Origin of the sequence: Streptomyces echinatus (assembly GCF_014203595.1) — a bacterium.
GTDB lineage: Bacteria > Actinomycetota > Actinomycetes > Streptomycetales > Streptomycetaceae > Streptomyces > Streptomyces echinatus.
Genome location: NZ_JACHJK010000019.1, coordinates 57721 through 70827 on the forward strand (window position 1 = coordinate 57721; position 13107 = coordinate 70827).

The following is a 13107-nucleotide window of genomic DNA, read 5'->3' on the forward strand; positions in this document are numbered from 1 at the left end:
GTCGCCCTCTCCTACTCTCCGTTGTCGACGTCCGTGACGGTGCCGTCCTTGATGTACCGGGCGAGGTTGAGCTCCGGCGCGTCGAACCGCTCGCGGACCTCCTCGCCCCACAACACGCTCTGGGTGCCCTCGTGCTTGACCAGGCCCGGGTTGACGCCGAGCTTGAAGCCGCCCGGCAGCGGCTTGCCCTCTCGGTACGGCAGGAAGTCCAGCGGCGAGGGCCCGCCTGCCGCGTAGACCACGCAGTCGGACAGAATCGCGACCGGGTACTGCCCGGTGAACGCCGCGTGCTTGACGATCTTCCGGTGCAGGTTGATGCGGGTGCGGGAGATGACGGCCGCGCGGATGTCCGGCCGCCAGGTGGGCCGGGACAGGGCGCGCCACGGCTCGCCGGGCCGCCAGCCCTCGCCCCGGGGCCGCTCGCGCAGCTTGCCCAGGCCGCCCTTGACCGTCGCCTTGATCGCCGAGACGACGATCGCCAACTCCGGGTCACGGCTCTTGTGGGCGTCCATCGCCGCAAGGAAGTCGGTCGGTGTGAGGGCGGCGTCGACGCCGAGGTCGGCCATCGTGGCGAGGTAGGCGTCACGCAGCCGGTTGTACCAGCCGTCCAGGTAGCGGCCGTTCTCGTAACGCACCCATGCCTCCAGCGGGTGCACCTCGTAGCCGAGTTCCACCGCGTACGCGACGGTCGGTGTCGCGTACCAGGCCGGGCCCTCGGGCCGGTCGCCCTTCGGCGTGAACGGGCTGGGCAGCAGGTCGGCGTTCAGCTCGGCCCACTTGTCCTTGCCGGTCTTCACCCGGGACAGGTCGACGTGGGAGAGGTCCACCAGCCACGAGCCGGGCAGCTTGGGGTCGAACACCGGCGCCTTGACGTGCGTCGGCGCACCGAGGCCGACGGTCAGGCCGTTGGCGCCGGCCGCGAAGGCCATGTTCACGTCGATGCCGACCAGGTGCCGCAGAGTGCATTCGTCATCCGTCATCGGCCGCGCCCAGTCGTACGCTTCCTCGAACAGCTTCTCCGCCGGGCCACGACTGTGGAAGCGGGGCAGGTCCTTGAGGAGCGGGTGCCCGTCGGGGGCTTCGCACGGGGCGCAGTCGACCGGGTCCTTGCCGAGGCTGCCGGGGTTGTGCTCGGAGTGCCGGCGACCGTCGGCGTCGGGATCGGAGGCGCGGGTCGGCGGGTGCAGCGCGGTCATGAGCTCCAGACCGGTGACCGCGGTCGAGCCGCGCGGCGTCATCACCCGAGACGCGTACAGGCCCAGGATCCGGGCGAGTTCGGCCGGCGGCAGCTGAGCGGCGTCGCCCCAGTGCCGGGAGTCGAGGGCGTGCCAGGACGGGATGCACAGCTGCACGCAGGCCCGCTCCGAACCGGTGGCGGGGCGGTAGATCCGCGCCCACGGCCCGAACCCGCGCTTGGTCAGCTTCCAGTCGGCGCGCGTCAACTGCTTGATGACCTTGTGGGCCTCCGGGATCCGCCCGGCGAGCCGCTCCTCATCTGTCAGGGTGACGGGCAGGCCGTAGCGCCCGAGGGCGGCCTCGGTGAGCACGAGCAGCGGGTCGGCGTTCTTGCCCGGCCCGGACAGTTTCGGCTGCCCGAGCTGCGCGTCCTTGAGTGTCCAGTCGACCAGGGCCGGGATGGTCTTGGCGGGTACGTCCAGGACCAGGCCGCCGACGCAGTACGCCAGCATCTGCCCGTCGGCGTCGACATCGATGACCGCGAGCGGTCCGTTCTCGAAGCGCGGATGGGTGTGGTTCGCCGCTGTGTTGGCGGGGTCCGCCTTCGGCGCGGCCGGGCGGCGTGACGGTGAGGTGCTTCTGGCGGTGGGAGCCGGACGCGAGGCCCGCTCGGCAGGGGTGGCGGGGGCGATCAAGGGGGTTCCGCGCGAGGTCCTGACCGCAGCGTCCGAGGCTGAACCTGGGGGCGGAGTCTGCTCCGCCGGGGTGGCCCCGTTGGTCAAGGTCTGGGGCGCCACTGCGTCCTGGGTGGCGGAATCTCGATCGGCTGGGAACCGCTCCGCCCAACCATCGAGGAGTCGCTGGTAAGCCTGCCGGCGCGGGGGGCGCGGTTCGGAGCGGCCGGCCTCCCAGTTCTTCACGGTCTGCGTCGTCGTCTGCAGCACCTGCGCGAGCCGCGCCTGCGTAACCCCTGCCGCTTCGCGCAGGCGGGCGCGCTCGGCGGGCCCGGGCATCTCCGGCTCGCCAGCCAGTAGGGCATCCACGGCAGCGAACAGCTCGTTCTCCGTCGGCATGCTGCACCTCCATCCCAAACACTAGCATCACTTATCCTCAGATTTGCGTTCTCTTTATTCATGGATTTATCCTCCCTGTCAGCATCGTCCCCGAAGATGACGCGGTGACCGCCTGCGAAGCAACCTTCCAGGAGATTGCCCTCGACGCCGGGCAACGCGTACATCACTGCTCGGCGGGCACGGCGTGACAACGGCGTGCGCTGGCGGTGCCGTCCCGATCGTCCGCTGGCGTGCTACCGGAACGGCGTGGAACAACGAGCGCTCCCGGCGGCACCAGACCGGCGACTCCGAGGGCAACCGAGTGGCCGAACCGCGCGACACCCGTACCTGGGACGAGGAGGACGTGCGCCCGCCGCTCAACACGCGTGGCCGCGTACGGCTCACGCGGCGCCGTCGCCCTGCCCGGCCGCGGCGGCCAGGCCGGGCTGGAGCCTGCGGGCCGCGTTGAGGTGGTCGACGGTCCAGATGATACGGACGGCCGTGTCGGAGGCCCGGCCCTCGTCGTCGCGCAGGTCCTTGCGGACCGACTCGACCAGGCTCGCCTCGGCCGCCGGGTTGCGCGGCAGGGGCTCACGGACGGCGGTGTGAGCGGTCAGGCTCAGGGCGAGGTCCCGGTACCAACCGGACACCCGGCCCGCCACGCTCAGCAGCACCAGGCGCGCCTGGGCCCGGTCCGTACCCGAGTGCAGTTCGTCCGCGCGCTGCCACAGTCCGAGCACCGCGTCCGCGGCCAGCCGCAGCCCGACGATGCCGGTGACCAGGGTGGTCAGGTCCGCCAGCGGTACCGGTTTGGCGCCGCGCTCCGCCAGGAAGCTGCGGAAGGCGTCGTCCAGCCGGCGCGCGGCGGCCGCCGCCTGGAGCCCCTCCGCCAGCGGGGCGTCCGCCGTCGAGGGCCGGTCCCCGCAGCGGCGCACCCCGTACGCGACGGCCCGCGCGAGATAGCGGGCGCTGCCCGCGTACGCCTCGGCGAGTGCCCGGTCCACGGCGGCTGCCGCACCGCGCGGCCAGAAGAACAGGCCCACGAGCACGCTGACGGCGCAGCCGAGCCCGATGTCCTGGAGGCGCAGCAGCACGATGTGCCAGTCGGGGTTCTGCCCGATGTTGAACAGGATCGCCAGCGTGAGGGTGAAGGCGGCCTGACCCGCTGCGAAGGACACGGCGGCCGGTGCGATGCCGGCGTTCAGCACCGCCACGGGCAGCAGGAACCACAGCGCGGTGCCGTGATGGCCGATGAGCTGCAGCAGCGCGGCGCCGACCACCGAGCCGACCAGGGTCCCGCCGAGCGCGCGGACCGCGTTCTGCCCGGTGCTGAGCGCGTTCGAGCGCAGTACCGACAGCGTCCCCAGCAGCACCCAGAACGAGTGCTGCAGGCCTGTCAGCTGCACCAGGGCCACCGCGATGCCGAGACCGGCCGCGCCGCGCAGACTGTTGTGCAGCCACACCGAGTTGGGCCGCAGGTGCGCGACGGCCCGCTCGTGCGCCGCGGCCAGCGGCTGGGAAGGGCCACCCGGCTCGAGGCCGAGCAGCCGCTCGGGCCAGCTGCGCCGCTCCGCCGCCGCCACCAGATCCACGTTGTCCGCGATCTGGAGGGTGGCGAAGCCCAGTTCCTGGGCGCGGAACGACAGGTCCAGGGTCGAGAGGAAGGCGAGCACCTCCGGCTCGCTGTCCGGACCGGGCAGATGGACCGGGAGCCGGGTGGTGGCACCGCGCTCCATACGGCTCATGGCCTCGCGCAGCTCCGCCGTCCGGGCGCGCAGCGCCCGCGGGGAGCCGTGCGGTTCCTCCAGCAGTCCGGCGGTCAGCTCCAGCACCGACGCGGCCGTCAGCCGCACCGTGCGGGCGTCGGGGTCGCAGCGCGGGTGGCCGTCCGGCGGTGGAGCGCTGTCCGTCACGATGGCGCTGAGCCAGGTCAGCTCGTCGACCAGGCGCACCAGGGCGCGTGAGCCCGAGGACAGACCGGTGGGCCGGTAGGGGGTGTCCTGGAAGGCGCCGCGCAGTCCGGCCGTGGCGGCGGCGGTCTCGTCGGCGGCCCGCCGGCACGCGGGCAGACCCGGCGCGCCGGGGCCGTCCGTCAGGTGCGAGGTGTCCAGGCGCAGTTGTGCCGCCGCCGCCCGGCAGACCCGGGCGGCGGGCGCGCTCAGCGGGTCGGCGGTGGGCCGCGGCCACAGCAGCGGGACGGCGAGCAGCGCCGCGGCGGAGGCGAGGCCCGCGCCGGCGAGCCGCTCGGGCAGCTGCGACAGCGGCGCGGGTGTGGTCACGGGCAGTACGAAGGCGAGCAGCAGCGCCGTCGAGGCGCCGGCGAGCACGGAGCTGACGACCCCGGAGAACAGCACCACGAAGGCGACCACCACCGTGGCGGCGACCGCGACCGCGCTCTGCCGGGCGGCGAGGGTGCCCAGGCAGATGAGCACCGCCCAGGCCACCGCGAGGCCCAGGTGGGCGCGCAGCCGCTGCACCAGCGGTCCGGTGAACTCGACCAGCAGCAGCATCGAGAAGGAACCGAACGCCGCGTACGTCGCCATCGGCGGGGAGTGGAACACCTGACCGCACAGGGCGAACAGGGCCGGCATCACCAGCGCGGTGCGTGCCGCGCGGCGGGTGGCGGCGAGCCCGGGGTCGTGCGCTCGCAGCCATACCGGGACCTTGCCCAGCAGGGTGAAGGAAGCTGCTGACCGCATCCGCCGTGCCCTTCCGTCCCGGAGTGCCCGCGCGTCCACCGACGTACCGAGTATCCGCCGCGTTCGGCCACGGGGGCGATCGCACGGACGGACGAGGGCAGGCATCCCGGGCCGGGGAAAGAGGAAACCGCTCACCCATGCACATCGATCTCTCCGGACGTACCGCCCTGGTCACCGGCTCGACACCAGGGCATCGGCGCGGCGATCGCGGCCGGCCTCGCCCAGGCCGGGGCCCGGGTGGCGGTGGCCGATCCGGTGCCGGTGGCCGCCGGCCTGTCCGGCGAGGAGGGCGCGGAGCAGGTGGCGCGGGCGCTGCCCCGGGTCCGTGCCGAGGTGGTGTTCACCTACCAGCGCCTGATGCCGGTGGAGAAGGTGATAGCGGGCGACTGGCGGTAGCTCACTGGCTACGGCGCCACCGTGCCGTAGTCACGCGCGATCTTCTGCAGCGAGGATGCCGGGCTTGGCCTCGTTCAGGCGTGCACCGTGGAAGGCGAGGGTCGCGATGAGCAGGGACGCGGCGAACCCCGCTCCGCACAGCGCGCCGCCGGCGATTGCCGCTCCCCAGCAGACCGGAGGGCGCAGCCGCCCGCCGGAGGCGAGCGTGGCAAGCGCGCCGGACCCGACGATGCCCAGTGGCTTGCCCAGGACGTAGGCGATGAGGATGCCCAGGGTGACGGGAGAGGTGAAGGCGCGTGCCAGCTGGTCGCTGCTGATCTCGATGCCGGCGTTGGCCAGGGCGAACAGCGGGACGGCAAGGTAAATGCTCCAGGTGGCCGGCCGCGAGGAGGGCGCACGGCAACCGCGTCCACCCCAGAGGTGCACCGGCACTCGGACCATCGGCCCTGGTCTTCGGTGGCCGGCAGCGCTGTCGCGGCCGGGTGCCGTGGCAGGGACCCGGGGACTGTGAAACGCTCGGAAACAGTGGCATATCCGTCCTTCACCGCACGTCGACGGCGGACGAGAGGGCCGGCCCGTCCGTGACGGGGTTCACCCGGTCCCTGGCCCTGTGTTCGCCGAGTGGGGAACACACGATGACGACGACCGAACACCCGCACGGCCACGACGGCCACCAGGATCCGACCCTGTACCGCACCCCGGCGGACGCCGTCGCCGCGCCCGGGGAGAAACTCGCCTACGTCGTCGGGTTCGATCCGGCCGGAGCGCGCCCGGACGCGCTGTTCACCGTCGGCACCGAACCCGGCTCCTCGGCGTACGGCCGGGTGATCGCCCGCGCCGAGGTGCCCGGCGTGGGCAACGAACTGCACCACTTTGGCTGGAACGCCTGCTCGAGCGCGCTGGCCCATGCCGGTCACCACCACGCCGCGCGCCGCTATCTCATCGTCCCCGGACTGCGCTCCTCCAGGCTGCACGTCTTCGACACCGTCCCCGATCCGGCCCGCCCCCGCCTGGTCAAGACGGTGGAGCCCGGCGAACTGGCCGCCCGGGCCGGGTACTCGCGCCCCCACACCCTGCACTGCGGTCCCGACGGCGTCTTCCTGTCCTGCCTGGGCGGCGCGGACGGCGCGGACGGGCCCGGCGGCGTGGCGCTGCTGGACCACGAGAGCTTCGAGGTGCTGCGCGGTTGGGAGAGCGAGCGCGGGCCGCAGCACCTCGCCTACGACGTCTGGTGGCACCTGGCCCAGAACATCGCCGTGACCAGCGAGTGGGGAACCCCTTCCATGATCGAGGACGGTCTCGTCCCCGAGCTGCTGCTGGGGCGCCGTTACGGCCACTGCCTGCACTTCTGGGAACTCGGCACCGGCCGGCACCTGCAGCAGGTCGACCTGGGCGACGCCCACCAGATGGTGCTGGAACTGCGTCCCGCGCACGACCCCGAGGCCACCTGGGGGTTCACCAACACCGTGGTCGACGTCGAGGACCTGTCGGCCTCCGTGTGGCTTTGGCATCGCGACGGCGAGGACTTCCGCGTCACCAAGGTGATCACCCTCCCGGCCGAGCCCGCCCCGGCCGAGGACCTGCCCCCGGCGCTCAAGCCGTTCGGCGCCGTGCCGCCGCTGATCACCGACATCGACCTCTCGGTGGACGACCGGTGGCTGTACGTCTCTGCGTGGGGCACCGGCGACCTCATCCAGTACGACGTGAGCGACCCGCGGCACCCCAGGCGGACCGCGGCCGTGCGGCTCGGCGGCATCACCGCCCGCCGGCCGCACCCCGCCGCGCCCGGCGTGCCTCTGACGGGCGGGGCCCAGATGGTCGAGGTCAGCCGCGACGGGCAGCGCGTCTACCTGACGAACTCCCTGTACGCCGCCTGGGACGAGCAGTTCTATCCCGCGGGCATCGAGCCGTGGATGGTCAAGCTGGACGCCGATACCTCACGCGGCGGGCTGTCGGTGGACGGCCGTTTCTTCCCCCACGGCGAGGACTTCGCCGGCCTGCGCGTGCACCAGACGCGCCTGCAGGGCGGCGACGCCTCCTCCGACTCCTACTGCTACCGCCGCTGACCCCAGGGCCGGTGAATACGTCGGGGGGGGGCGGCGCCGGTGCGCCAGGGCGCCGCCCGCGCGGCCCGCCGCTGACCCGGGAGAAACCATGCTCTGCGCCTTCGAAGCGGCCGGCACGCACCTCGTCGGCGATTCGGCCGGGCTGCTGCCTCCGGCCGCGTCGCTGGTGGCCGCCTCGCTGGTGGCTCTGGCCACGGTGGCGGGAGCCTGGGCGGCGCGGCGGGCGCCGGGCCCTACCATGCTCGTGCCGGCCGCCGCGTCCGGGATCCTGCTGGTCATAGCCGTTTTCGACCTACTGCCCGACGCGTGGGACGAGGCCGCCGAGGCCGGCCTGCCGCCGTGGGCGGTGCCGTTCGCCGCGCTCACCTCGTTCGCCCTCATGGGCGCCCTCGCCCGGACCGGCTGCCCGTGCAGGCGGGACCGTGCCGGCGGCATCGGCGCGGCAGCAGGACTCGCCGTGCACCGCTTCGTGGAAGGCGCGGCCCTCGCCCTGACCACCTCGATCGCCGTGATGACCGCGCTCCTCGTACACGCCGCCGCCGAAGGCCTGGCCCTGGCCGCGCTCCTGGGCGCCCAGCCCGGACGGCGCACAGCTTGCTGGCTCACCCTCGCCTGCCTCAGCCCGCTCGCCGGCGTGCTCGTCACGAGCGCCGTCCCCCTCCCGGACGGCCTCCTGCCCTTCCTCCTCGCCGCCGTCGCCGGCGTCCTCACCCAGGCCGCACGGGTGGCACTCGGCCTCGCCCACCGCCAGCGCCCCGCCGAACGGCGCGTGCGCACGGTCCCGGTCACCGCAGCAGTGACCCTCGCGGCGGTCGCCACCGCACTCGCCCTGCTCATCACGGCCGGCCGCTGAACGCGACACGAGCACGGCTCGGGTACCTGAGAGCATCCCGACACGAGCACGGCTCGGGTACCGGAGGGGGCACCGCGCTTCAGGATCTTCGCGCAGGGTGTGGCGCTTGGTGGGTCGAGGCTCCACGACCGCTTCAGCAACACGCAGCGACTGCCACGCGCGCATGGAGGGCCACTGCCGCCGCAAGAGCAGAGACTCGGCTTCGGACCACGCGGTGCACACCCCGTTCTGCGCTCGTAAGCCATGTGCGCAGAGTGCGTTCTCACCCGGACACGAGACGTCTGTGAGGGCGGTCTTCCGGGCGTGCTCATGGGCTGCCGAAGCATGCGCAGGGCACCCCGACGCAGGCCGAGTACGCCGAGCGGGCCGAGCTGGCCCGTGCCGAACTCGCCTCCGCTCTCGGCAGCGCGCCGAGCCCGGAGGCCGAGGCGAAGGCCAAGGCCCTGCTCGTGCGTCTGGGCGGCGCCGCGCACAGCCCGAAGGCGGCCGCGTAGTGGCGGCGATCGCGGTCGTCCTGGACCACACGACCGCGGGTGCGTTGCTGTGGCGGACCTTCGACGAGGTCACTGCCCGGCGGATCGCCCAGAATGCCGCTGACCACGTAGGCGGCCGGGTGTCACGCGTCGAGGCCACGGAACACCTCGGTGCCCCGCTGTACCGAGTCCGGGTCGAGCGGGACGGGCAGGAGTTCGCCCTGATACCCGGCGGCCGGGTGTCCCTGGGCTTCGACGTCGACACCTGGCAGCCGACCGCGCAGCAGGCCGCCGACTACACGGAGAGCCTGGAGCAGGGCTACGGTTACGGGCCCGATCTGCGGACCCACCTCGCGCGGACTCTCAGCGCTCGCCGCAGCGTTCACCTGGACACCGTCCTCATGGCCGTGGAGGACGAGAGCCTGACCGAACCTCCGGCAGACATGCCGGCTGCCCTCTCCGCCCGTGGTCTACGGATGCCGAACTCCGACGAGTGGGAACACGCCTGTGGCGCCGGGTCGGGCACCCTGTTCCGGTGGGGCGACGACTGTCCCCTCGACCGCATCCCCTACGGGGACGACACCGGCCCGCACAACGAGCTGAACGCCTTCGGCCTGCACATCGCCTACGGCACCTACCGCACCGAGCTGACCAGTGATGCCACCGCGATCCACGGCGGCGACGGGGGCGAGTCAGTGTGCGGCGGCTACGGCCACCTGCTGGCCTGGCTCCCCTTGGCGACCGCCAGCCGCAACCCCGGGATGGCCGAGTTCGTGTACGGACCGGACGGAGAGGACATGTACGAAGACTTCTCCACGCGACCGGTACTCACGCTCTGAGCGACCGCGTGCGGACGGCCCGGTCGACGACCGCGTGCACGGTCGCTGGAGGGTCTGTAATGACTGATGCCCATAGTCCGCGTCGATGCCGCGAAAGGCTCCGGTCACCTCCAGCGCACGCAGCAGCCACGGGGCGGACGCCGCCACCTGCAGGTCTGTCTGACCGTGCCATGCACTGTTGCCCGGTGCTCGCTGCAGAAACTCCTCGGACTCCTCCCGGGTGGGCACGAGAAGCCCGCCTGAATCAGAAGTCCAACCCTCGCGACAACAAGGGCAGGTGGCGCTCGTACAGCGCCGCCAGGTCCTCCTTCCCGTCGCCCTCCACCCAGTGCCGTACGAGAGTGGTGAACACGGCGATGAGGGCGGCGGCCGCGCACCTGACCTCCAGGTCTGTCGCCTCGCGGCCGGTGCGTTCGGCGATGACCTCGGCCATCGCCCGCTCGCTGCGTTCCTGTTCGGCGACGTTGCGGGCCCGGAGCGCCGGGTCGTTGAGGGTCAGCCGGGTGCGCAGCAGCAGGCTTTCGCGGTCCTGCTGGAGCATGGCGCCGAGGGAGCCCTTCAGGGAGCCGAGGATGGCGTCGACGATCGGTTCGCCGGTGGGGCGGGCGCGGACGGCCTCCGCGAGGGCGGGGTCGTACTCATCCTGGATGACCACGTCCTCCTTGGTGGGGAAGTACCTGAAGAACGTGCTCGACGAGATCTCCGCGGCGTCCGCGATCTGGTCGACCGTTGTCGCCTCGTACCCGTGCTCGGTGAAGAGGCGGTAGGCCTCGCGCCGGACACGCTCACGGGTCTTCTGCTTCTTGCGCTCCCGCAGGCCGAGTGGCGCGGTGGAGGTCTCGTGCGTCGTCATGCGACCGATTGTGCGTGTTCGGCGGCGGACCGGGCCACTGTGCGGGAGCAGGTCGAGCGGCCCGGCAGGAACAGCGCGGCGAGAACGGCGGCCAGCAGGGCGATCGCACCGCAAGCCAACAGGACCAGGTTCATGCCGTGCACGAAGGCCTCGTGGGCCTGGGCCGCGAGGGCTGGGTCGTGCAGCTGGGCGGCCACCGCGTCGGCGCCGGAGACCGAGTCTCGGGCCGCGTCCGCCGCCGCGCCGGGCAGACCAGCGGTGTGCAGGCGGCCCAGGTAGCCGTAACCGAGCAGGCTGCCGAGACCGGCGACGCCGAGCACCGAGCCGAGCTGCTGGACCGTCTCCAGGAGACTGGTGCCGGAGCCGGTGTTGCCCTCGGGGAGCGCGCCCATCACCAGGCTGGTCGCCGGGACGACCGCGAGGCCGAAGCCGAGGCCGGTGAGGGCGAGCCACAGGGCGGTGAAGCCGTAGCCGTCGGAGGTGTCCGTGGTGGCGCCGAGCAGGGTGCCGATGGCCATGATGAGCATGCCGAGCGGGACGACCGTACGGGCGCCCAGGCGCGGTACGACGGACTCGCTCGCCGTGGCCGCCGCCATCAGCCCGCCGATCAGGGGCAGTACGCGGATGCCGGTGCCGAAGGAGTCGTTGCCGAGGACGGCTTCGAGGTACTGCGGGACGACGAACAGGATGCCCATCACCGCGAAGTTGACAAAGACGGCGATCAGTGAGCCCCACAGGAAGCGGCGGTCGGCGAAGAGCTTCAGGTCGACGATCGGGTGCGCGGCGCGGCGCTCGCGCAGGACGAAGCACGTCAGCAGGACGACGGCCGCGGCGAGCGAGGCGGCGACGGGCGGGGACGTCCAGCCGTCGCCCGGGATCAGGATCGTGCCGTAGACGAGTGAGACGATACCCAGGCCGCCGAGGACCGTGCCGAGGGTGTCGAACGGCGCGGTGGTGGCACGCGGTTCGTCGTGTGGCAGCAGCCACAGGCCGGCCAGCAGGGCCAGGACGGCCACGGGCAGGTTGAACAGGAACACCGAGCCCCACCAGAAGTGGTCCAGCAGCCAGCCGCCGACGACCGGGCCGACCGGCATGCCGAGCGCAGTGGCCGCGGTCCATACGGCGATCGCCTTCGGCAGCTCGTCCTTGGCGAAGACACGCGGCAGGATCGCCATCGACAACGGCAGGATCGCGGCGGCGCCCAGGCCGAGGACTGCGCGGGCGGTGATGACCTGGACGGGAGTGGTGGCGAGTGCGCCGCCGAGCGAGGCGAGCCCGAAGAGGGTGATGCCGGACAGCAGCAGCCGCTTGTGACCGTAACGGTCGCCGAGCAGGCCGACCGGGAGCATCGCAACCGACAGGGCGAGCAGATAGCCGCCGCCGATCCACTGCAACTGGGCACTGGTGGCGGGCAGTTGGCTCGCCATGGTGGGCAGAGCAACGTTGATGACAGTGCCGTCCAGGCCGACGATCAGCACGCTCAGTGTGAGCGCGGCGAGGGCGAGCCAGCGACGGGGGGACGGGAGCGGCACGAGTTCGGTCATGGGAACCTCCGACGAGGAAGCGATCTCAAATGAGAGACTACTCCCAAATGGAAGTCCACTGTCAATATTTGGGATGAGTGAGATGGTGGCTACATGTCGTTCAGGTGCTGATGGCGATCCGACCAAGCGCCTGGCCGCCCCGCCCCCGCTGGACGAAGAATCCCCCTGGCCTGGGCAGTCACCCGCCGTACCGGTGTACAGAGACGTGCGGCCGAGGCCGTGTCAGCCGAGCTGATGACAACGTCGTGCGCCACTCTGCACGTGAGGCACGCCGCGAGCGGCGGCATAGCCAATCTCCATGCAGACGCCGTCGTCCGGGCTGAGCCCGTGGACGATGTCGATCAGGGCGCGGATGCGGCGCAGGCGCTCCCGGTCGAGTTCAAAGAGCCGCCGGCCTTCGACGTCGGCGACGAGGTCCTCCTCGCCCGGTGTCGCAAAAGGGCAGGAAGACGTGGTCTTCACTCGGAAATTACCGCTGCCAGTTGCCTGTTGCCCGGGCGGGGCCGTCACCATTCGATGGAGTCGGATCACTTCCGACGTTGCCATCCGCATGTTGTGGACGCAGAGGTGTACCGCTGTGAGGCATCATGGGCGTCCAGCCATCCATGCGTCGGACTCGTTGAGGCCGGAAGGGAGTCGAGTCCCGGACGACTCAAGCCCCGAAGCTGCCGTCTACTGACACCGAGGTCACGACGCCTCATCGCGGCCTTCGCGTTGGGCGACAACTGCCGCGAGATCGATCCGGATCGCCCCCGTGAGGGGGTCGTCCTCGCCCAACGCCCGAACGCAGTCGGCGAGCGTCTGCTCGTACAGGGAAATGGCATGCTCCAGGTTCCCCGCCTCCCTGTGGGACCGGGCGAGGTTGCCCTGGGTGGCGAGGGTCCCGGGGTGATCAGGGCCCTGCACGCGCACCATGTGCTCTACCAGCTCGGCGTAGGCACCTGTCGCCCCGGCTGTGTCCCCCGCCCACGCCCGCACGCCGGCGAGGTTGTTCAAGGTTGTGAGAGTGTCGGGGTGATCGGCACCCAACAACCGCTTCTGGACGGCCAGCATCCTGGCGTAGGCTTCCACGGCCTCGGCTGCGTCCTCCTGCATCCGGGCTAGGCTGGCCCGGATCGTGAGAGTGTAGGGGTGATCCACGCCCAACATCCGCGTC

The 13107-nt window shown here is 72.0% G+C and carries 10 protein-coding genes and 1 pseudogene; 4 read left to right on the top strand and 7 right to left on the bottom strand.

The window, feature by feature from the left end; all coding sequences use genetic code 11:
* Positions 1 to 11: 11 nt before the first annotated feature.
* Both tap and FHS34_RS44385 read right to left on the bottom strand, forming a co-directional pair.
* Positions 12 to 2249, bottom strand: a complete 2238-nt coding sequence (tap, locus tag FHS34_RS36555; RefSeq protein ID WP_184973733.1) for a telomere-associated protein Tap — start codon at positions 2247 to 2249, stop codon at positions 12 to 14.
* A gap of 380 nt (positions 2250 to 2629) precedes the next feature.
* Positions 2630 to 3973, bottom strand: a complete 1344-nt coding sequence (locus tag FHS34_RS44385) for an FUSC family protein (protein WP_443732468.1) — start codon at positions 3971 to 3973, stop codon at positions 2630 to 2632.
* Between the two features lie 1091 nt (positions 3974 to 5064).
* On the opposite strand from FHS34_RS44385, the pseudogene FHS34_RS44240 reads away from it, so the two are divergent.
* Positions 5065 to 5251, top strand: a pseudogene (locus FHS34_RS44240) (SDR family NAD(P)-dependent oxidoreductase); the annotation flags it as partial.
* A gap of 102 nt (positions 5252 to 5353) precedes the next feature.
* On the opposite strand, the gene FHS34_RS36570 reads toward FHS34_RS44240, so the two are convergent.
* Positions 5354 to 5764: a Na+/H+ antiporter NhaA gene (locus tag FHS34_RS36570; RefSeq protein WP_184973738.1), complete on the bottom strand. Its 411-nt coding sequence runs from the start codon at positions 5762 to 5764 to the stop codon at positions 5354 to 5356.
* Positions 5765 to 5958: 194 nt separating this feature from the next.
* Between FHS34_RS36570 and FHS34_RS36575 the strand changes: the two genes are divergently transcribed.
* The 3 genes from FHS34_RS36575 to FHS34_RS36585 all read left to right on the top strand — a co-directional run bounded on the left by FHS34_RS36575 (position 5959) and on the right by FHS34_RS36585 (position 9554).
* Positions 5959 to 7389: a selenium-binding protein SBP56-related protein gene (locus tag FHS34_RS36575; protein WP_184973741.1), complete on the top strand. Its 1431-nt coding sequence runs from the start codon at positions 5959 to 5961 to the stop codon at positions 7387 to 7389.
* 88 nt (positions 7390 to 7477) lie between these two features.
* The gene (locus FHS34_RS42920) at positions 7478 to 8242 is read left to right on the top strand and encodes a ZIP family metal transporter (protein ID WP_225817793.1); all 765 of its coding nucleotides are present in this window, start codon (positions 7478 to 7480) and stop codon (positions 8240 to 8242) included.
* A 514-nt stretch (positions 8243 to 8756) separates the two neighbouring features.
* Positions 8757 to 9554 carry a hypothetical protein gene (locus tag FHS34_RS36585; RefSeq protein ID WP_184973835.1) on the top strand — a complete coding sequence of 266 codons (798 nt, stop codon included), beginning with the start codon at positions 8757 to 8759 and terminating at the stop codon, positions 9552 to 9554.
* Positions 9555 to 9798: 244 nt separating this feature from the next.
* On the opposite strand, the gene FHS34_RS36590 is transcribed toward FHS34_RS36585, so the two are convergent.
* From FHS34_RS36590 to FHS34_RS36605, 4 genes are all read right to left on the bottom strand, one after another.
* The gene (locus tag FHS34_RS36590; RefSeq protein WP_184973743.1) at positions 9799 to 10407 is read right to left on the bottom strand and encodes an acyl-CoA-like ligand-binding transcription factor; all 609 of its coding nucleotides are present in this window, start codon (positions 10405 to 10407) and stop codon (positions 9799 to 9801) included.
* A complete protein-coding gene (locus FHS34_RS36595; protein ID WP_184973745.1) occupies positions 10404 to 11951 on the bottom strand; it encodes an MFS transporter in 1548 nt (515 codons plus the stop codon). The genes FHS34_RS36590 and FHS34_RS36595 overlap by 4 nt, the downstream gene beginning before the upstream one ends.
* 222 nt (positions 11952 to 12173) lie before the next feature.
* Positions 12174 to 12413 carry a TIR domain-containing protein gene (locus FHS34_RS36600; RefSeq protein ID WP_184973845.1) on the bottom strand — a complete coding sequence of 80 codons (240 nt, stop codon included), beginning with the start codon at positions 12411 to 12413 and terminating at the stop codon, positions 12174 to 12176.
* A 225-nt stretch (positions 12414 to 12638) separates the two neighbouring features.
* A complete protein-coding gene (locus tag FHS34_RS36605) occupies positions 12639 to 13091 on the bottom strand; it encodes a tetratricopeptide repeat protein (protein ID WP_184973747.1) in 453 nt (150 codons plus the stop codon).
* Positions 13092 to 13107: the final 16 nt, after the last annotated feature.